18 protein-coding genes are annotated in these 17,371 nt (G+C 64.2%); 16 read left to right on the top strand and 2 right to left on the bottom strand.

Translation table 11 applies throughout. The features are described 5' to 3' along the window. The first annotated feature begins 19 nt into the window (after window positions 1-19). Complete coding sequence (locus tag BN2154_RS04980) at window positions 20-1,411, top strand: FAD-binding oxidoreductase (RefSeq protein ID WP_050617775.1); 1,392 nt, start codon at window positions 20-22, stop codon at window positions 1,409-1,411. 103 nt (window positions 1,412-1,514) lie between these two features. Here the strand turns inward: BN2154_RS04980 and BN2154_RS04985 are convergent, their stop codons facing one another. Continuing rightward, the gene (locus BN2154_RS04985; protein ID WP_050617776.1) at window positions 1,515-2,120 is read right to left on the bottom strand and encodes a TetR/AcrR family transcriptional regulator; all 606 of its coding nucleotides are present in this window, start codon (window positions 2,118-2,120) and stop codon (window positions 1,515-1,517) included. A gap of 233 nt (window positions 2,121-2,353) precedes the next feature. Here BN2154_RS04985 and BN2154_RS04990 point away from each other — a divergent pair, with 233 nt between their 5' ends. Beyond that, window positions 2,354-3,976, top strand: a complete 1,623-nt coding sequence (locus tag BN2154_RS04990; protein ID WP_050617777.1) for an acyl CoA:acetate/3-ketoacid CoA transferase — start codon at window positions 2,354-2,356, stop codon at window positions 3,974-3,976. Window positions 3,977-4,029: 53 nt separating this feature from the next. Then, window positions 4,030-5,172: an acyl-CoA dehydrogenase family protein gene (locus BN2154_RS04995; protein ID WP_050617778.1), complete on the top strand. Its 1,143-nt coding sequence runs from the start codon at window positions 4,030-4,032 to the stop codon at window positions 5,170-5,172. A gap of 196 nt (window positions 5,173-5,368) precedes the next feature. Here the strand turns inward: BN2154_RS04995 and BN2154_RS05000 are convergent, their stop codons facing one another. Then, window positions 5,369-6,547 carry an IS110 family RNA-guided transposase gene (locus BN2154_RS05000; RefSeq protein WP_050617779.1) on the bottom strand — a complete coding sequence of 393 codons (1,179 nt, stop codon included), beginning with the start codon at window positions 6,545-6,547 and terminating at the stop codon, window positions 5,369-5,371. Between the two features lie 252 nt (window positions 6,548-6,799). Here BN2154_RS05000 and BN2154_RS16000 point away from each other — a divergent pair, with 252 nt between their 5' ends. The 13 genes from BN2154_RS16000 to fabG all read left to right on the top strand — a co-directional run bounded on the left by BN2154_RS16000 (window position 6,800) and on the right by fabG (window position 17,362). Beyond that, complete coding sequence (locus BN2154_RS16000; RefSeq protein WP_050617780.1) at window positions 6,800-7,519, top strand: YczE/YyaS/YitT family protein; 720 nt, start codon at window positions 6,800-6,802, stop codon at window positions 7,517-7,519. 20 nt (window positions 7,520-7,539) lie between these two features. Further along, window positions 7,540-8,346, top strand: a complete 807-nt coding sequence (locus BN2154_RS05010; RefSeq protein ID WP_050617781.1) for a tetratricopeptide repeat protein — start codon at window positions 7,540-7,542, stop codon at window positions 8,344-8,346. Continuing rightward, window positions 8,343-9,263, top strand: coding sequence for a DUF4037 domain-containing protein (locus BN2154_RS05015; protein ID WP_050617782.1), 921 nt, complete (start codon window positions 8,343-8,345; stop codon window positions 9,261-9,263). The genes BN2154_RS05010 and BN2154_RS05015 overlap by 4 nt, the downstream gene beginning before the upstream one ends. Window positions 9,264-9,275: 12 nt before the next feature. After that, a complete protein-coding gene (locus BN2154_RS05020; RefSeq protein ID WP_050617783.1) occupies window positions 9,276-9,929 on the top strand; it encodes a DUF4125 family protein in 654 nt (217 codons plus the stop codon). Window positions 9,930-10,106: 177 nt separating this feature from the next. Next, the gene (gene acpP, locus BN2154_RS05025; RefSeq protein WP_050617784.1) at window positions 10,107-10,337 is read left to right on the top strand and encodes an acyl carrier protein; all 231 of its coding nucleotides are present in this window, start codon (window positions 10,107-10,109) and stop codon (window positions 10,335-10,337) included. Between the two features lie 10 nt (window positions 10,338-10,347). After that, window positions 10,348-10,752 carry an acetyl-CoA carboxylase biotin carboxyl carrier protein gene (locus BN2154_RS05030; protein ID WP_050617785.1) on the top strand — a complete coding sequence of 135 codons (405 nt, stop codon included), beginning with the start codon at window positions 10,348-10,350 and terminating at the stop codon, window positions 10,750-10,752. 3 nt (window positions 10,753-10,755) lie between these two features. Continuing rightward, window positions 10,756-12,129, top strand: a complete 1,374-nt coding sequence (accC, locus tag BN2154_RS05035) for an acetyl-CoA carboxylase biotin carboxylase subunit (protein ID WP_050617786.1) — start codon at window positions 10,756-10,758, stop codon at window positions 12,127-12,129. Beyond that, entirely contained in the window at window positions 12,126-12,992 is an 867-nt protein-coding gene (gene accD, locus BN2154_RS05040; protein WP_050617787.1) for an acetyl-CoA carboxylase, carboxyltransferase subunit beta, read from the top strand. The genes accC and accD overlap by 4 nt, the downstream gene beginning before the upstream one ends. Further along, window positions 12,989-13,810, top strand: coding sequence for an acetyl-CoA carboxylase carboxyltransferase subunit alpha (locus tag BN2154_RS05045; RefSeq protein ID WP_050617788.1), 822 nt, complete (start codon window positions 12,989-12,991; stop codon window positions 13,808-13,810). Before accD ends, BN2154_RS05045 begins: the two co-directional genes overlap by 4 nt. After that, a complete protein-coding gene (locus tag BN2154_RS05050; RefSeq protein ID WP_050617789.1) occupies window positions 13,807-14,763 on the top strand; it encodes a beta-ketoacyl-ACP synthase III in 957 nt (318 codons plus the stop codon). Before BN2154_RS05045 ends, BN2154_RS05050 begins: the two co-directional genes overlap by 4 nt. After that, window positions 14,760-15,689: a nitronate monooxygenase gene (locus BN2154_RS05055; RefSeq protein WP_050617790.1), complete on the top strand. Its 930-nt coding sequence runs from the start codon at window positions 14,760-14,762 to the stop codon at window positions 15,687-15,689. The genes BN2154_RS05050 and BN2154_RS05055 overlap by 4 nt, the downstream gene beginning before the upstream one ends. Next, a complete protein-coding gene (gene fabD, locus BN2154_RS05060) occupies window positions 15,686-16,612 on the top strand; it encodes an ACP S-malonyltransferase (RefSeq protein WP_050617791.1) in 927 nt (308 codons plus the stop codon). The genes BN2154_RS05055 and fabD overlap by 4 nt, the downstream gene beginning before the upstream one ends. Before the next feature lie 6 nt (window positions 16,613-16,618). Beyond that, entirely contained in the window at window positions 16,619-17,362 is a 744-nt protein-coding gene (gene fabG, locus BN2154_RS05065) for a 3-oxoacyl-[acyl-carrier-protein] reductase (protein WP_050617792.1), read from the top strand. The last annotated feature ends 9 nt before the right edge of the window (window positions 17,363-17,371 follow it).

Genomic DNA, 17,371 nt, shown 5'->3' on the forward strand with positions numbered 1-17,371 from the left:
TGTGAAAGGGGTATTTATCATGAAACAGGAACTCATTGACGCCCTGATCGGCATCTCCGGCAAGGATTACGTATTTTTTGCCCACGAGGATATTGAGGGCTACCTCTATGACGAGACCGAGGAGTTTGTCCGGCCCGAGGCCTGCCAGGACTGTGTGGTGATCCGACCCGGCACCTACGAGGAGGTCTCCGCCATCCTGAAGCTGTGCAACGAGACCAAGACCCCCGTCATCCCCCGGGGCGGCGGCACCGGCGCCTGCGGCGCGGCCATTCCGACGGTGCCCTCCATCATCATGTCCATGGAGCGCTTCCGGGAGATCCTGGAGGTGGATGAGACCAATATGATGGTCACCTGCCAGACCGGTGTCACCCTGGCCAAGCTGAACGAGTATCTGGACGAGCACGTCCACGCCTTGTATTTCCCCTGCCATCCCGGCGACGAGGGCGCCCAGATGGGCGGCATGGCCATCGAGAACGCCGGCGGCGTCCGGGCCGTCAAGCACGGCATCATGCGCAACTATATCAAGGGCATGAAGGTGGCACTGCCCTCCGGCCAGGTTGTCCAGTTGGGGGGCAAGCTGGTAAAGAACAACATGGGCTATGACCTCATGCATCTGCTCATCGGCTCCGAAGGCACTCTGGCGGTGGTCCTGGAGGTCACCCTGAAGCTCTACCCCCGCCTGGATTACACCGGCGCGTTGGTGTGCTCCTTCAAGAACACCGAGGACGCCATCGAGTCCGTGGCCGCCGTTCAGCACCAGGGCATCATTCCCCTGGCGGTGGAGTACATGGACCGCATGATCGCCGTGGAGACCGCCGAGAAAATCAGCAAGACCTGGCCCATGAGCGACGAGGGCAAGGTGGATCTCATCTACATGGTGGAAGAGGCCACGGAGGACGCCCTCTATGAGACCGCCGGCACCATCGCTGAGACCTGCGAGGCCCATGGGGCTCTGAACTCCGTCATCGCGGAGAACGACAAGGACCAGCGCAACATCCTGGAGGTCCGCTCCAACATCTACGAGATTTTCAAGCCCTATTTTGTGGACTCTCTGGATACCGCAGTGCCCATGGCCCATATCGGAGACCTGATGCGGGACATCGACGCCATTGCCGAGAAGCACCACACCACCTCCCCCCGTGTGGGCCACGTGGCCGACGGCAACTTCCATAACTTCATCATGCTGGAGGACGGCAAGGTGCCCGCCTGGGCTGACGACATGCGCAAGGATATCTATGAAGCGGCCCTGAAGTACGGCGGGACCGTCACCGCCGAGCACGGTACCGGCAAGACCCGCAAGAAGTACATGGATCTCCAGTTCAGCCCCGAAGTCATCGAGATCATGAAGGGCATCAAGCGGACCTTCGACCCCAACGGTATCCTCAATCCCGGCGTGATCGTGGATCTGTAAGAAAACGCTTGATCCCCCATCGGACCGTGTGGAAAGGCGACCGCGCGGCCCCAAAGGAAAACCGGCTCCCGGATTTATTCCGGGAGCCGGTTTTTTGATGGTATCACGTCGGCTGATAGGCCTTGAGCAGTCGGACGGCAAACCTGCGGGTGGCGGCGGTCAGGTTGTATGCCCCGCCCTTGGTGCACCAGTTGTAAACCAGGCCGCGGACGGAGATCATCAGGTATTCGGCGATCTCGTCGGCGCTGTCACCACCGGCCAGTTCGCCCTGTTCCAGCCCCTCCCGAAGCAGCTCGATCAGCACGCCCACCATGCCCTGATGGGGGTCCCGGTTAAAAAAGGGGTTGTCGGTGTTGTAGAGCAGCCGAGTCATCTTCATGTCCGTCAGGTCGCTGTTGTAGTGGGCGTAGTAGTCGAAGAAGGCGAGGATGCGTTCGTATACCGTGCCCTGCGTCAGGGCCGGGGCCACCACCTCGCTAAAGTAGTGGTCCGCCACCCGGTAAGTCTCGTAAAAGACCTCCATTTTGGTGGAGTAGTAGTTGTAGAAGGTCCCGATGGACACGTGGGCCTTGGCCACGATGTCCCGGATCGTGATCTGTTCAAAGTCCTTCTCCGCCAGCAGAGAGACTGCCGCCTCGAAAAGCTTGTCTTTGGTCTGCTCCGCCTGAAGCTGGCGCCGGGTTTTGACCTGGGACGGGAAATCTTCCATGTGCGTTCACCGCTTCCGTTTCTTTTTCCGATTAGTAGGATTATACAGGAAAAACGTCGGACCTGCAAGGCCTGACCTGTGGCATCCCCGCACAATACTGAGTAAGGAAATGCGCCATGTTGCACAAAAATGAACAAGTTCATCTATTTTGGTTGACGGATCACACAAGGTGTGCTACAGTTTTTTCGAACAAGTTCAGTGAACAAAATCATTGGGTGCTTGGAGGAAAAAACATGGCAAAATTCATTACCGCGCAAGAGGCGGCCAAACAGATCCCCGACGGGGCGACGGTGGGCATTGCGGGTATGGGACTGTCGGGCTGGCCGGAGGAGGTCGCCTGCGCCATACGGGACCGCTTTCGGGAGACGGGCCATCCCTGCTCGCTGGAGCTGCACCAGGGCAGCGCCATGGGAGACTGGGGCTACGGCAACCAGTTCCTGGGCTGGGACCGGACCCGGCGCCCGGACGGCCCGGATACGGCCCACGGCAACCGGGGTGTGACTCGCCTGGGGGAGGCCGGAGAGGGGCTGGTTACCAAGTGGAGCGGGGCTCATGTGGGCAGCGCCTTCACGCTGCGGGACCTGGCGGCACAGGACAAGCTGGAGTGCCACTGCCTGCCTCAGGGGGTGGCTGTGAACCTGTGGCGTGAGATTGCCGCCGGCCGGCCCGGTCTGTTCACTAAGGTAGGCTTGGGCACCTTCGTGGACCCCCGGGTGGAGGGCGGCCGGATGAACCGGTGCACCAGGGACAACGTGGCCGAGCTGGTGGAGGTCAACGGCGAGGAGTATCTGTTCTTCAAGAGCTTTCCGCTGCATGTGGCCCTGCTGCGGGGCACGGTGGCGGACGAGAAGGGCAACATCTCCTTCATGCACGAGAGTGTCATCAACGAGGGCCTGGCGGTGGCGCAGGCGGCGCACAACTCCGGCGGTATCGTCATTGTCCAGGTGGAGTACGTTACCAAGGCCGAGACCCTGAACCCCAAGGATGTGAAGATTCCGGGCATTCTGGTGGACTACGTGGTCCAGGCCACCGACCCCATGGCCTGCTGGCAGGCGGAGGGCGTATACTGGGAGCCCTCCTTCTCCGGGCAGATCCGCCGGCCCACCAAGGCCATCCCCCCGCTGCCGCTGACCGAGCGGAAGGTCATCGCCCGCCGGTGTGCCATGGAGGTGCCCGCAGGGGCGGTGCTGAACCTGGGGGTGGGTATGTCCGCCGACGTAGGCAGCATTGTGGCCGAGGAGGGATGCCTGGACCGGGTGACCATGGCCGCCGAGAGCGGTATGATCGGCGGCGTGATGTGTGCCCTGCCCAACTTTGGCAGCAGCTACAACCCCGAGTGCACGCTGGAGCACAACGCCACCTTCGATCTGATCGACGGCGGTGGTCTGGATATGACCTGTCTGGGTCTGGGGGAGTGCGATGCGGAAGGTAATGTCAATGTGAGCAAATTTGGCCCCCGCCTCACTGGCCCCGGCGGCTTCATCGACATCACCAACGCCACGCCCAAGGTCGTGTTCTGCGGCACCTTTATGGGGAAGGCCAAGTACGCCGTGGGAGACGGAAAGCTGACCATCCTCCAGGAGGGGACCATTCAGAAATTTGTCAAGAACGTGGAGCAGATTACCTTTGCCGGGCAGTACGCAAAGCCCAGCCAGGAGGTCCTGTACGTCACCGAGCGGTGTGTGTTCCAGCTCATGGATGGGAAGATGACCCTCATTGAGATCGCCCCTGGCATCGACCTGGAGAAGGACGTGCTGGCCCATATGGGCTTTACCCCCGCAGTCTCCCCGAACCTTAAAACGATGGACCTGGCCCTCTTCCAGGAGACCTGGGGTGGGCTGGCGCAGACCCTTTAAACTCTGCCGAAGATTTTTTCATCAATCAAACATGTCGTCTAGGAGGAACACACATGAGCAGTCTGTATTTCAACGAGGATCACGAAGGCATCCGTGAGATGGCGAAGGATTTCGCCGAAAAGACCCTGGCCCCCATCGCGGGGGAGATCGACAAAACCGAGGCATTCCCCATGGACGTGGTGAAGACCATGGCGGACATGGGCTTTCTGGGACTGAAGATCCCCGAGGAGTACGGCGGTCTGGGCCTGGATATGCGCAGCTATGTCTGCGTCATGGAGGAGATCGCCAAGAAGTGCGCTACTGCTACGATCTTCATCTCTTCGGCCAACTCCCTGTCCACTGCCCCCATCGTCATCTCCGGCACCCCGGAGCAGAAGGAGAAGTACCTGCCCGGCGTGGCCGCCGGCGAGAGCTTGATCGCCTTTGGCCTCACCGAGCCCAACGCCGGCTCGGATGCCGCGTCCATGACCACCCGCGCGGTGGAGGACGGAGACAGCTACATCCTCAACGGCCGCAAGTGCTTCATCACCATGGCTCCCATCGCCGATCAGTGCATCGTCTACGCCAAGACCGACCCGGAGAAGGGGGCCAAGGGCATCACCTGCTTTATGGTGGATATGAACCTGCCCGGCGTGTCCTGCGGCCGCCACGAGGAGAAGATGGGCCAGCGGGGCGTGCCGGTGAGCGATGTGGTGCTGGAGGACGTGCGGGTACCCAAGGACTGCGTCATCGGCGAGGTGGGCATGGGCTTCATCAACGCCATGAAGACGCTGTCCGTGGGCCGCGTGGGGGTGTCGTCCATGTGCCTGGGCATGGCCCAGGAGGCCATCGACCTTGCGGTGAACCACACCAAGAACCGGGTGCAGTTCGGCAAGCCCCTGGCCAAAATGCAGGCCCTGCAGTTTATGATGGCGGATATGGAGACCAAGCTCAACGCCGCCCGGCTGCTGACCTACAACGCCGCTTACCTGCTGGACACCAGGCAGCCGGCGGACAAGGCCGCCTCCATGGCCAAGTATTACTCCGCGGAGGCCGCCATTGAGATCGTCAACAAGTCCCTCCAGCTCCACGGCGGCTACGGCTATTCCCGCGAGTACGAGATCGAGCGCATCTACCGCGACGTCCGGGTCTGCTCCATCTACGAGGGCTCCTCCCAGGTCCAGCAGATGGTCATCTCCGGCCAGCTTTTGAAGTAAGGCCCGGAGGAAGACGAAAAGGCGGGAGCGCTTACAGGGCGCTCCCGCCTTTGGTACCATGCACGGCGGTCGAGAGAAAGATTAACTATTAGAAGTCAACCCCCAAAATGAATGGCGGTGGTACAAAAACAGATGGTTCAAAAAAAGTATATCAAAGTAGAGGTCCGTTAGGACCCCGGATGCCAGCAAGAGTAAGTTAGGCTACCAGACGGTACGGTTGTCTGGACTTCTCCAGAGCGAAGATGAGCCGTACCAGTTTCTTGGCCGCGTGGGAGATTGCAACATTGTAATGCTTGCCTTCCGCTCGTTTCTTGGCAAGGTAAGACGCAAAGGCCGGGTCCCATAAGCAGACATACTTGGTGGCGTTGTAAATGGCGTAGCGAAGGTATCTGGAGCCGCGTTTTTCCATGTGCGGATAGCAGTTCTTGAGCTGTCCGGATTGGTAGGTCGATGGTGAAAGCCCTGCATAGGCAAGCAGCTTGTCGGGAGATTCAAAGCGGGAGAAGTCCCCAACCTCGGCAAGGATCATAGCCCCCATGCGACAGCCAATGCCCGGAATGGTCGTGATCGGAGAGTGCAGTTCATCCATCATAGCTTGGATTTCTGTTTCGATTTCCTCAATTTCAGCGTCCAGTTCCCGGATAAGCCGGATGGTATGCTGCAATTCGAGGGACTTGGCAGGCATTCTGGAGCCTATGGAATTCCTGGCAGCATCCCGGATGTCCAGGGCCATGTCCCGCCCGTAACGGCCTCTGGAGGCGTCAGTCAAAAGGGATTTCAGTCGTGTCAGGTGCGCCCCGGCGATCTGAACGGCGCCAGGGAACTCTTCCAGCAAGGCATAGACAGAAGCCCCATGGAGGGACGGTACCAGATTTTCCAACTCTGGGAACAGGATGCAGACCAGCCTGGAAACAGAGCATTTCAGTTTGGCTCGTTCTTTCACCTTGTCGAAACGGTATCTTGTGAGTGACTTTAGCTCCTCATTGTGGTATGCTGTGTCTGTGTAGGGCTTGAGGCCTACATCGGACAGAAGCATAGCTGCAATCGTTCGTGCATCCACACGGTCAGTCTTTGTCTTTCTTAAGCTGAGACTTTTCCTGTAGAGATTGGTGCGCAAAGGGTTCAAGACATAGGTGGCCAGACCGTTGTCAAGAAGAAACCCAAGGATGTTGTAGCTGTAATGTCCGGTCGCCTCAAGCCCTACTCTTATTTTGTCCTGGGATGTGGTGCAGTCCCGGATTTTCTGAAGCAGGCAGGTAAAACCATCCATGTTGTTGGGAATGGTGAACACATCTGCCAGGACTTCACCTTCCGAGTTGAGAATGAAGCAGTCGTGCTTGTCCTTTGAGACATCAATGCCAACAGAAACTACCATGATAAAACCTCCAACGGTAAGATTGTGATGCTGCTCCACAGAACACTTTGCTCTTGTAGCCTTGTTCCACATAAACCGTCTGGCGGTATTTAACTGATTAACAAAACTGCAAAGGGCTGTGGTTGGAACCTTTCTTAAACCATCTTCTGGTAGGAGGACAACACCAATCCACAGCATCCCTTACAGTGTAGCACATAGCCCTTGGAGAGGGGCTCTAATAACTACTACTTTATAATACAAGGAAGAGAAGGAATGAGAAAGAGCACACCGGCACAATGGGGCCTGCGGGTCCTGGTCTATATTTTGGGACTGTTCTGCCTGGCGGTTGGCGTGGCCCTCTCCGTCAACGCCAACCTGGGCATATCCCCGGTGAATTCCCTGCCCTATGTGGTCAGTAAGATTCTGGGGACGGCCATGAGCACCTGCGTCATCGGAATCTTCAGCTTTTATATTCTGCTCCAGATCGTGATTCTGCGGAAGGAGTTCAAGCCCATCCACCTGACCCAGCTCATCTTCTCCACCATTTTCGGCTATTTTGTGGACTTTGCCAAGTGGCTACTGGGGGATTTTTGCCTGCCGGGCTACGGCGGACGGCTGGGGATGCTGTGTATGAGCATCGTGGTGGTAGCCGTCGGCGTGGTGCTGTATATTGACACCGAGCTGGTCCCCATGCCTATGGAAGGTCTGGCTCTGGCTCTGGCAAAAAAGAGCGGAAAGCCTTTTCACAACGTAAAGATCGTGGTAGACTGCACGGTAGTGGTCACCGGCCTGGCGCTGTCTCTGGTATGCCTGCGCCGTCTGGACGGTATCCGGGAGGGCACCGTGATCGCCGCCATCGTCACGGGAAAGGTGATTGCGTGGGTGAAAAAGCCCCTGTCCCCCGTGCTCCAGCGGGTCTGCTTCGGCGCCGCCGGCGAGGAGGGCCAGACGGTCCGGGAACTGGAGGAGCTGGAGGGTGCGGGACAGGAATAAGAAGATCTGAGGTGGCTGGGATGGATTATTTCGAACAGGTGGACCTGGCTTATCAGACGCTGAAGGGCCCGGCGCTGGAGCGCCGGCTGCGGGAACTGACGGACCGCTGCCGGGCAGAGTACGGCGAGCGGGGCGCCCTCTACGGCTCCATGCTCAATGAGCTGGGGAGCTACTACCGGGGGCAGGGCCGGTACGAGGCATCGGAGCGGGCCTTCCGGGAAGCGCTGGAGCTGCTGGCGCAAAGCCGCGGTACCGACAGCCCGGACTATGCCACTGCCCTGAACAACCTGGCCGGGACTCACCGGCTGATGGGCCGGCTGAAGGAGGCAGAGCGGGAGTTTGCCGCCTGCCTGACGCTCTACCGCGAGACACTGGGCGAGGGGCACATCCTGTATGCCGCCGGGCTGAACAATCTGAGTCTGGTCTGTCTGGACCGGGGGGAGCTGGAGCGGGCGGCGGAGCTCCAGGGCCGGGCCGCCCGGGTGCTGGAGACGATGCCCGACCGCAGAGACGAGCTGGCCGCCGCCCTGTGCAACCTGGGGGAGCTGCGCCGCAGACAGGGGCGGCCGGAGGAGGCGGAGCGGTGCCTGCTCCGGGCGCTGGAGCTCTTTCAGCGGGAACTGGGTGTGGACACGCCCCACTACCATGCTGCGCTCAATGGCCTGGGCGGCCTCTGCTGCGAGGTAGGCCGCTATGAGGAGGCCTGCCGCTGGTTCCTGGCCGCGGCGGCCGCGGCGGAGAAGCTCTACGGCAGTGAGCACCGGGAGCACCGGGCCGCCCTGGAGCACCTGCGCATGGCCCGCCGGGCGGCGGAGGCTGGGGTATGAAGGGGCTGGAACTGTCCCGACGCTACTGGCGGGAGGTGGGGCGGCCCGCTCTGGAGCGGGACTGCCCCCAGGTGTTGGAGTCGGCCGCGGCGGGTCTGGCGGGCGAGGGCTCGGAGTGCTTCGGCTATGACGACGTCATCTCCCGTGACCACGACTGGGGCCCCGGCTTTTGTCTCTGGCTGGACCGGGAGACGATGGCCCGGTGGGGGCGGGAGGCTGCGGCGGTATACGCCAGGCTTCCCCCGGCGTTTCTGGGCTTTCGCCGCCTGCGGCCTGACCCGATGAGCGCCGGGCGGGTGGGAGTGCTGGAGACCGGCGCCTTCTACCGGCGGTTTTTCGGCTTGGACCGGCCGCCTGAAACGCTGGCGGAGTGGCGGAGCTTGCCGGAGACGGGGCTGGCCGCAGCCACCAACGGCGCGGTATTCGAGGACCAGAGCGGGACGTTCACCGCCTTTCGCCGGGCCCTGCTGGCCTACTACCCGGAGGATCTGCGCCGCAAGAAGCTGGCTGCCCGCTGTGCCCTGGCGGCCCAGTCGGGGCAGTACAATTATGCCCGCTGTCGGAGGCGGGGAGACCGGGTGGCGGCCCTGCTGGCCCTGGCCCAGTTCATTGACCATGCCCAAGCTGCGGTGTTCCTGCTGAACCGCCGTTACCGACCCTATTACAAGTGGGCCCAGCGCGCCCTGGAGGATCTGCCCCTCCTGGGCCGGACGGTGGGCCCGCTCCTGCGCGGGCTGGCAGGGGAACAGGAGGACAAGACCGGGGACATCGAGGCGGTCAGCGCCCTGCTGATCGGGGAACTGGCGCGGCAGGGTCTCTCGGGTGGGAGAGCGGACTTCCTGCTGCCCCATGCCCGGGAGATCCAGGCCGGTATCCGCGACCCGGACCTGCGGGACCTGCACCTGATGGCGGAATAGGAGGGAACGGATATGGACCGGGAGCTGATCCAGCGCCTGGTGGCGCTGGAGTGGGAGTTCTTTCAGGCCACCCGAAACGAGGGCGGCCGCGCCCCGTGCCAGGACGACCGCGAGACCTTTTGGGTCGTGCGCACGGGCCAGGCCATGGGCTGGTCGGAGGAGATGGCGGCCGCCTGGCTGTCCGACCTGGAGGCGGCCCGGACGGCGGGGCGCAATCCGGTGATGGAGAAGTACGCCCGGATGATGGCCTTTACAGCGCCGGAGGCCTATGCCAAGCTGGCCCATTTTCTGCCGCCGGTGGAGCCGGAGATGGAAAAGCTGGCCCGGGCTCTGGCCGACCAGACGGTGGCCTGGGCGGAAGCGGCGGCGCAGCGGTACCCCTATCTCTGCGCCAGCGGACGGCCCATTCGGTCGTCGGCGGACAGCGCTGCGGTCACCTCGCTGGAGACCTACTGCTACGGCGAACTGTTGACCTGCCGTCCGGAGACCCTGCGCCTGTTCCAGCGCTATTACGCGGAAAAGGCACGGCGGGGAGAGAACCTGTACGTGGAGATCCAGGCGCATACCGCCCGCCTGCTGGGGTATGGCTCCCTGGAGGAGGCGGAGCGGACGCTGTTCGCCTCCGCCCGCTCCTGCTGCCACAGCGATCCGATGCAGAGCGGCTGAGACAAACGCAAAGCGAGGACCGGGCCATGCCCGGTCCTCGCTTTGCGTTTGTCATTTCCATGCCATGGAAAAAACAGGCTTGACAAACAGCCCCTTGTAGCGTAAAATACAACTCAAATAATTTACTTAAAAAAATTTAGATAAATTATTTGATTAATCAAGAGGGAGTGCGTGACAATGACTTTTGAAAAAGTACGGGATAGGATCGTGGAGACCCTGAGCTGCGATGCCGACAAGGTGACCATGGAGGCCCGCCTGGCCGAGGATCTGGAGGCCGACTCTCTGGCCGCGGTGGAGTTGTCCATGGCGCTAGAGGAGGCCTTCGGCGTGACCATCGAGGACGGAGTGCTGCCCACCCTCAAGACGGTGGGCGACCTGGTGAACTACGTGGACGCCCACCGGAACTGAGAGGCCGCCCATGACGAACCAGGAGCTCTTTGAGCTGATGGACCGCTTTTCGGCCAGCGGACTGACGGGGCTGCGACTGACGCAAAAGGACGTATCCCTGGAGCTGACCCGGAACGGGGGGGCTGCGCCGGCCGCCCCAGCCGCGGCCTGCGCTCCGGCGGGGCCGGAACCGGCGGGGAAGGTCCTGTCCGCACCGCTGGTGGGGACCTATTACGCCGCCTCTGCGCCGGACGCCGCCCCCTTCGTAACGGCGGGTGCGCAGGTGTCCGAGGGACAGACGGTCTGTCTCATCGAGGCCATGAAGATGATGAACGAGGTCAAGGCCCCCTGCGACTGCATGGTGGAGGAGCTGTACGGCCGGGACGGCGAGCTGGTAGAATTCGGCGCCCCACTTCTCCGCTACCGCCCCCTGTAAGCCATGTTTAAGCGCGTGTTGATTGCCAACCGGGGGGAGATCGCCCTCCGGGTGCTCCGAGCCTGCCGGGAGCTGGACATCGAGACGGTGGCGGTGTACTCCACCGCCGACCGGGAGGCCCTGCCCGTGCAGCTCGCTACCCGGTCGGTGTGCATCGGCCCGCCCCGGGCCGCGGACAGCTATCTGAACCAGGACGCCATCCTCACCGCCGCCCGGGCCGCCGGGTGCGACGCCGTCCACCCCGGCTACGGCCTGCTGTCGGAGAACGCCGGGTTTGCCGATGCCTGTGCAGAGAACGGAATCACCTTTATCGGCCCCTCCGGGGATGTGATCCGGGCCATGGGCAACAAGGCCGCTGCCCGGGCGCTGATGCGGAAGGCGGGGGTGCCGGTGGTGCCCGGCTCCGACGGTCCGGTACCCGACGGAAAAGCCGCCGGGGCGGTGGCGGAGGCCATCGGCTACCCCGTGCTGGTAAAGGCCAGTGCCGGCGGCGGCGGCCGGGGGATGCGCCGGGTGGATCACCCGGCGGATCTGGAGCGGCTGTTCCACGAAGCCCGGGCCGAGTCGGTGGCCTGCTTTGGCAGCGGGGAGCTGTATTTGGAAAAGCTGATCCTGGACCCGCGGCACATTGAATTTCAAATCATGGCCGACCGGCAGGGTCATGTGGTCCACCTGGGGGAGCGGGACTGCTCCCTCCAGCGGCGGAACCAGAAGCTGGTGGAGGAGTCCCCCTCCCGGGCCCTGACGCCGGAGCTGCGAAAGGCGATGGGGGAGGCCGCCGTGGCGGCGGCCCGGGCTGCGGGCTACGAAAACGCGGGCACCATCGAGTTTGTGCTGGACCCGGCGGGCCGGTTCTATTTCATTGAAATGAACACCCGTATTCAGGTGGAGCATCCGGTCACCGAGCTGGTGACCGGCACCGACCTGGTGCGGGAGCAGCTCCGGGTGGCGGCGGGTCTGCCCCTGTCCTGGGGGCAGGAGGACATCGCCCTGCGGGGCCACGCCATCGAGTGCCGCATCAACGCCGAGGACCCGGCCCAGGGCTTCCGGCCCTGTCCCGGACGGGTGGAGTTCCTCCATTTCCCCGGCGGCTGCGGGGTGCGGGTGGATTCCGCCCTGTACACCGGCTACGAGCTGCCCCCCTATTATGATTCCCTGTGTGCCAAGCTGGTGGTCCACGCCCCCACCCGGCTGGAGGCCATCCGCCGGATGCGCCGGGTCCTGGAGGAGTTCGTGCTGGAGGGCTTTCCCACCAACGCCATGCTGGCCCACCAGATTCTGTACCACCCGGATTTTGTCCGGGGCAGCGTCACTACCGCATTTTTGGAGGAGCACCTGGAGGAGCTTCTGGCCTGGACCAAGGAGGCTGAGACATGACCGATTTGTTTGCCAAGCGCCGGGCCCGCCTGCTGGCCCTGAAGGCCCTGCGGGACGGCCAGAGCCACCCGGCCCTGGACAACACCCTGGCCGCCCCCTGCCCGGCCTGCGGCGCCGTGGCGTCCAAGCGGGAGCTGGCCAAAAGCCTCTATGTCTGTCCCCGATGCGGCCATCACAACCCGGTGGGCGCCTATTACCGGCTGCGGCTGGTGCTGGACCCCGGTACCTTCCGGGAGCTGGGGGAGAGGATCGGGGCCCGGGATCCTCTGAATTTCCCGGGTTATGGGGAGAAGCTGGACGACGCCCAGCGCCGCACCGGCCTTACCGAGGCGGCGGTCACCGCCACGGGACGGCTGGACGGCCGCAAGGTGGCGGTGGGGGTGCTGGACGGCCGCTTCCTCATGGGCAGCATATCCGCCGCCGTGGGGGAGAAGGTGGCCCAGCTTGTGGAGTACGCGGCCCAATATAAGCTTCCCCTCATCCTGTTCTCCGCCAGCGGCGGGGCCCGGATGCAGGAGGGCATTTTATCCCTGATGCAGATGGCCAAGACCGCCGCCGCCCTGGAGCGGTTCTCTCAAAAGGGGGGAGTGTACCTCTCCGTGCTCACCGACCCCACCACCGGGGGAGTGACGGCCAGCTTTGCCAGCCTGGGGGACGTGATCCTGGCGGAGCCTGGCGCTCTCATCGGATTTGCCGGGCCCCGGGTCATCCGGCAGACCATCCACCAGACCCTGCCCCAGGGCTTCCAGCGGGCGGAATTTTTACAGGAGCACGGCTTTGTGGACGAAGTGGTCCCCCGGGCCGAGCTGCGGGAGACCCTGGCCCGTCTGCTGAGGCTCCACGGAAAGGGGGGAGGGCGATGAACGGGAACCGCACCGCCTGGGAGCGGGTGACCCTTGCCCGGCACCCGGACCGACCGGGAACGGCGGACTACATCGCCGCCCTGTTCACCGATTTTTTTGAGCAGCGGGGGGACCGCCTGTGCGGAGAGGACGGCAGCATCCTGGGGGGCGTGGCCCTGTACCACGGCCGCCCGGTTACCGTTCTGGGCCATCGGAAGGGAAAGACCCTGGAGGAGCACCTTCGGTTCCGCTTCGGGATGCCCAACCCGGAGGGCTACCGCAAGGCCCGGCGGCTGATGGACCAGGCGGAAAAATTCCACCGCCCGATCCTTACCTTTATCGACACTCCCGGCGCTTATCCCGGCCTGGAGGCCGAGGAACGGGGCCAGGGGGAGGCCATCGCCCGCACCCTGGCCCGGATGAGCGCCCTCACCGTGCCGGTGGTGTCGGTGATCACCGGGGAGGGAGGCAGCGGCGGGGCCCTGGCCCTAGGGGTGGGCAACGTGGTGCTCATGCAGGAGAACGCCGTCTACTCCGTCCTGTCGCCGGAGGGCTTTGCCGCCATTCTGTGGAAAGACGCGGGACGGGCGGAGGAGGCCAGCGGGGTGATGAAGCTCACCGCGCCGGACCTGCGGCGGCTGGGGGTCATCGACGGCATCATCGCCGAGCCCCCCGGCGGGGCCCATACCGACCCGGCCGCCGCCTTCGCCGCCATGGATCGGGCCCTGACCCGGGCCCTGGGCTCCCTGCGGAAGCAGAGCGGCGAGGCCCTGGCAGCCCAGCGGTATCAAAAATTCCGGGCCATGGGAGACCCGGCAGGAAAGAAGGAACGCGCGTGAGCGGAATCAGGCTCAAGGGCACGGGCAGCGCCCTGCCCCGGCAGGTGGTCACCAACCGGGATCTGCAGCGGATCGTGGAGACCGACGACGCCTGGATCGTCAGCCGCACCGGCATCCGGGAGCGGCGGAAATGCAGGGACGAGACCCAGAGCAGCCTGGCCGAGGCCGCCGCCCGGGCGGCCATGGAGATGGCCGGAATCGGTCCGGAGACCGTAGGGGTCTGCCTGGTCCCCACCATCACCGCCGACTACATCACCCCCTCCACTGCCTGCGTGCTGCAAAACCGGCTGGGTCTGCCGGAGGACACGGTGTGCTTCGATCTGAATGCCGCCTGCTCCGGCTTCGTCTACGGCCTGCACACCGCCCAGGCCCTGCTGGCGGCCAGCCCCCGGAAATACGGCCTGGTGGTCTGCTCCGAGGTGCTCACCCGCATCACCAACTACACCGACCGGGGCACCTGCATCCTCTTCGGGGACGGGGCGGCCGCCGCGGTGGTGGAGTATGGGGAGACCTATCCCCCTATGCCCACGGTGCTGGGGGCCCGGGGGACCTGGGACATTCTCAACGGGCCGGGGATCAACCGGGGGGCCGAGCCGGTGCTGTATATGGAGGGAACGGCGGTGTTCCGGTTTGCCGTGGAGACCGTACCCCGGTGCATGGATCAGGTGCTGGACCGGGCTGGGCTGGCGTTGGAGGACGTGGATGAATTTGTCTTCCACCAGGCCAACCGCCGCATCCTGGAGCACATCCGGAAAAAATGCGGCATCCCGCCGGAGAAGGTATGGATGAACATGGACCGATACGGCAACGTCTCTTCGGCCAGCACCGCCCTGGCGCTGGACGAGGTGGTCCGGGCCGGGCGGCTGGGGCCGGGGAAACGGGCCCTCTGCGTGGCCTTCGGCGGCGGGCTGACCTGGGGCGGCGCCCTTGTGGAAATGGGGGAGAGAACATGAAGCTCAATGAACTTCTGGGGACGGAGTTCCCCTTTATCCAGGGCGGCATGGCCAACATCGCCACCGGCGCGTTTGCCGCCGCCGTCTCTAACGCCGGGGCCCTGGGCCTGATCGGAGGGGGCGGCATGGACGCCGAGACCCTGCGGATGCATATCCGCCAGTGCAGGGCGCTCACCGACAAGCCCTTCGGGGTGAATATCATGCTGATGAACCCCGCCGCCCCGGAGATGGCCAAGGTGGTGGCCGAGGAGGGGGTCAAGGTGGTGACCACCGGGGCGGGCCTGCCCACCGCCTACCTTCCCCTGTGGAAGGAGGCGGGGATTACCGTATACCCGGTGGTAGCGGCCTCCCTGGTGGCCAAGCGGCTGGCCCGCAGCGGCATCGACGGCGTGATCGCCGAGGGCTGCGAGTCCGGCGGCCACGTGGGGGAGATGACCACTATGGCCCTGGTGCCCCAGGTGGCGGACGCGGTGGATCTGCCCGTGGTGGCCGCCGGCGGCGTTGCCGACGGCCGGCAGCTCACCGCCGCCTTTGCCCTGGGGGCCTGCGGCGTCCAGCTTGGCACCTGCCTGCTGACCAGCCTGGAGTGCCCCATCCACGACAACTACAAGCAGGCCCTTTTGAAGGCCAAGGACAGCGACACCATGGTCACCGGCCGCACCACCGGCGCGCCGGTGCGGGTGCTGAAAAACAAGATGGCTCGGGAATACGTCCGCATGGAAAAGCGGGACGTGCCCTTGATGGAGCTGGAAAAGCTCACCCTGGGCTCCCTGCGCCGGGCGGTGTTCGACGGCGACGTGGACACCGGCAGCCTGATGGCGGGCCAGGTGGCGGGGATGCTCCACGAGATCCGCCCCCTGCGGGCCATCTTCGAGGACCTGTGGACGGGGTATCAAAGCTGTGTGAAAGGACTGACGGAGCGATGAAGCTGGCCTTTTTATACGCCGGGCAGGGCAGTCAGCACCCCGGCATGGGGCGGGCGTTTTACGAGTCCAGCCCTCTGTTCCGACAGGCCTACGACGGGGCCCCGGTGGACTTCGATCTGGCCGAAACCTGTCTGGATGACCCCCAGGGGGTGCTGAACCAGACCGCCTACACCCAGCCCTGCCTGGTAGCCTTCGCCGTGGGCGTGACCAAGCTGCTGAAGGCGGCAGGACTGCGTCCGGACTACTGCGCCGGCCTCAGCCTGGGGGAGTATTCCGCCCTTCACTGTGCCGGGGTGCTGGACGACGAGACCGCCATTTCCCTGGCCGCCTTCCGGGGCAGGGCCATGGCTCAGGCGGCCCAGGGCGTGGAATCCGCCATGATGGCGGTGCTGAATTTGGACCGGGCGGCGCTGTCGGAGTGCTGCCGGGAGGCGTCGGACCTGGGCGTGGTGGAGATCGCCAACTACAACTGCCCCGGCCAGCTTGTCATCGGCGGTGAAAAGGCCGCGGTGGAGCGGGTCGCTGCCCTGGCCCGGGAAAAGGGAGCCCGGCGCTGCCTGCCCCTGAAGGTCAGCGGGCCCTTCCACACCTCGCTGCTGGCCCCCGCTGGCGACGCCCTGCGGGAGCGGTTCCAGACCGTGGCCTTCCGCCCCATGGAGGTCCCTGTGCTCTTCAACTGCCTGGGGGACCTGATGGGCCCGGCGGATACCATCCCCGCCCTACTGGAGCGGCAGGTCCAGTCCAGCGTCTACATGGAGGACACCATTCGCCGTCTGGCGGCGCTGGGGGTGGACGCTGTGGTGGAGATCGGTCCGGGTAAAACCCTGTCCGGCTTCGTCCGCAAGACCGCCCCGGAGATGCAAACCTATGCCGTGGAGACTCCCGCCGAGCTGGACGGGGCGGTCTCTGCCCTGAAAGGATAACATGCCATGAGTTTAGAAGGAAAAATCGCCGTGGTCACCGGCGGCAGCCGGGGGATCGGCCGGGCGGTCTGCCTGGAGCTGGCCCGACAGGGCGCCGCAGTGGTGTTCAGCTACGCGGGCAACACCGCCGCTGCCCGGGAGACGGAGGCCGCCTGCGCCGCCCAGGGCAGGCCCGCCCGGGGCGTCCGGGCCGACGTGACGGACGCCGCCGCCGTGAAAGCCCTGCTGGACGGGGTGGTGAAAGAGTTCGGCCGCATCGACATCCTGGTCAACAACGCTGGCATCACCCGGGACGATCTGGTGATGCGGATGAAGGAGGAGGACTTCGACGCCGTCCTCGCCACCAATTTGAAGGGGGCCTTTCTGTGCTGTAAGACGGCGGCCCGGACCATGATAAAGCAGCGCTTCGGCCGTGTCGTCAACGTCAGCTCAGTGGTGGGCCTGCGGGGCAACGCGGGGCAGTCCAACTACGCCGCCAGCAAGGCGGGACTCATCGGCCTGACCAAGTCCCTGGCCAAGGAGCTGGCCACCCGGGGCGTCACCGTCAACGCGGTGGCTCCCGGCTTCATCGACACCGATATGACCGCCGTCCTGCCCGAGACCGCCCGCACCGCCCTGCTGGACACCATCCCCATGAAGCGGCTGGGCACAGGGGCGGATGTGGCCGCCGCCGTGGCCTTTTTTGCCTCGGAGGAGGCGGGCTATCTCACCGGCCAGGTTCTCTGCGTGGATGGGGGCATGGCCGTATGAAGGAGGTTG

The organism is Intestinimonas massiliensis (ex Afouda et al. 2020) (assembly GCF_001244995.1).
Lineage (GTDB): Bacteria > Bacillota > Clostridia > Oscillospirales > Oscillospiraceae > Intestinimonas > Intestinimonas massiliensis.

Bases quoted from the DNA above. Each gene is read 5' to 3' on its own strand.
- BN2154_RS04990 (WP_050617777.1), top strand. From the start codon at position 2,354: ATGGCAAAATTCATTACCGCGCAAGAGGCGGCCAAACAGATCCCCGAC.
- accC (WP_050617786.1), top strand. From the start codon at position 10,756: ATGTTTAAGCGCGTGTTGATTGCCAACCGGGGGGAGATCGCCCTCCGG.
- acpP (WP_050617784.1), top strand. From the start codon at position 10,107: ATGACTTTTGAAAAAGTACGGGATAGGATCGTGGAGACCCTGAGCTGC.
- BN2154_RS05015 (WP_050617782.1), top strand. From the start codon at position 8,343: ATGAAGGGGCTGGAACTGTCCCGACGCTACTGGCGGGAGGTGGGGCGG.
- BN2154_RS05020 (WP_050617783.1), top strand. From the start codon at position 9,276: ATGGACCGGGAGCTGATCCAGCGCCTGGTGGCGCTGGAGTGGGAGTTC.
- BN2154_RS04995 (WP_050617778.1), top strand. From the start codon at position 4,030: ATGAGCAGTCTGTATTTCAACGAGGATCACGAAGGCATCCGTGAGATG.
- BN2154_RS05000 (WP_050617779.1), bottom strand. From the start codon at position 6,547: ATGGTAGTTTCTGTTGGCATTGATGTCTCAAAGGACAAGCACGACTGC.
- BN2154_RS05045 (WP_050617788.1), top strand. From the start codon at position 12,989: ATGAACGGGAACCGCACCGCCTGGGAGCGGGTGACCCTTGCCCGGCAC.
- BN2154_RS05010 (WP_050617781.1), top strand. From the start codon at position 7,540: ATGGATTATTTCGAACAGGTGGACCTGGCTTATCAGACGCTGAAGGGC.
- fabG (WP_050617792.1), top strand. From the start codon at position 16,619: ATGAGTTTAGAAGGAAAAATCGCCGTGGTCACCGGCGGCAGCCGGGGG.
- BN2154_RS04980 (WP_050617775.1), top strand. From the start codon at position 20: ATGAAACAGGAACTCATTGACGCCCTGATCGGCATCTCCGGCAAGGAT.
- accD (WP_050617787.1), top strand. From the start codon at position 12,126: ATGACCGATTTGTTTGCCAAGCGCCGGGCCCGCCTGCTGGCCCTGAAG.
- BN2154_RS05055 (WP_050617790.1), top strand. From the start codon at position 14,760: ATGAAGCTCAATGAACTTCTGGGGACGGAGTTCCCCTTTATCCAGGGC.
- BN2154_RS04985 (WP_050617776.1), bottom strand. From the start codon at position 2,120: ATGGAAGATTTCCCGTCCCAGGTCAAAACCCGGCGCCAGCTTCAGGCG.
- fabD (WP_050617791.1), top strand. From the start codon at position 15,686: ATGAAGCTGGCCTTTTTATACGCCGGGCAGGGCAGTCAGCACCCCGGC.
- BN2154_RS05030 (WP_050617785.1), top strand. From the start codon at position 10,348: ATGACGAACCAGGAGCTCTTTGAGCTGATGGACCGCTTTTCGGCCAGC.
- BN2154_RS16000 (WP_050617780.1), top strand. From the start codon at position 6,800: ATGAGAAAGAGCACACCGGCACAATGGGGCCTGCGGGTCCTGGTCTAT.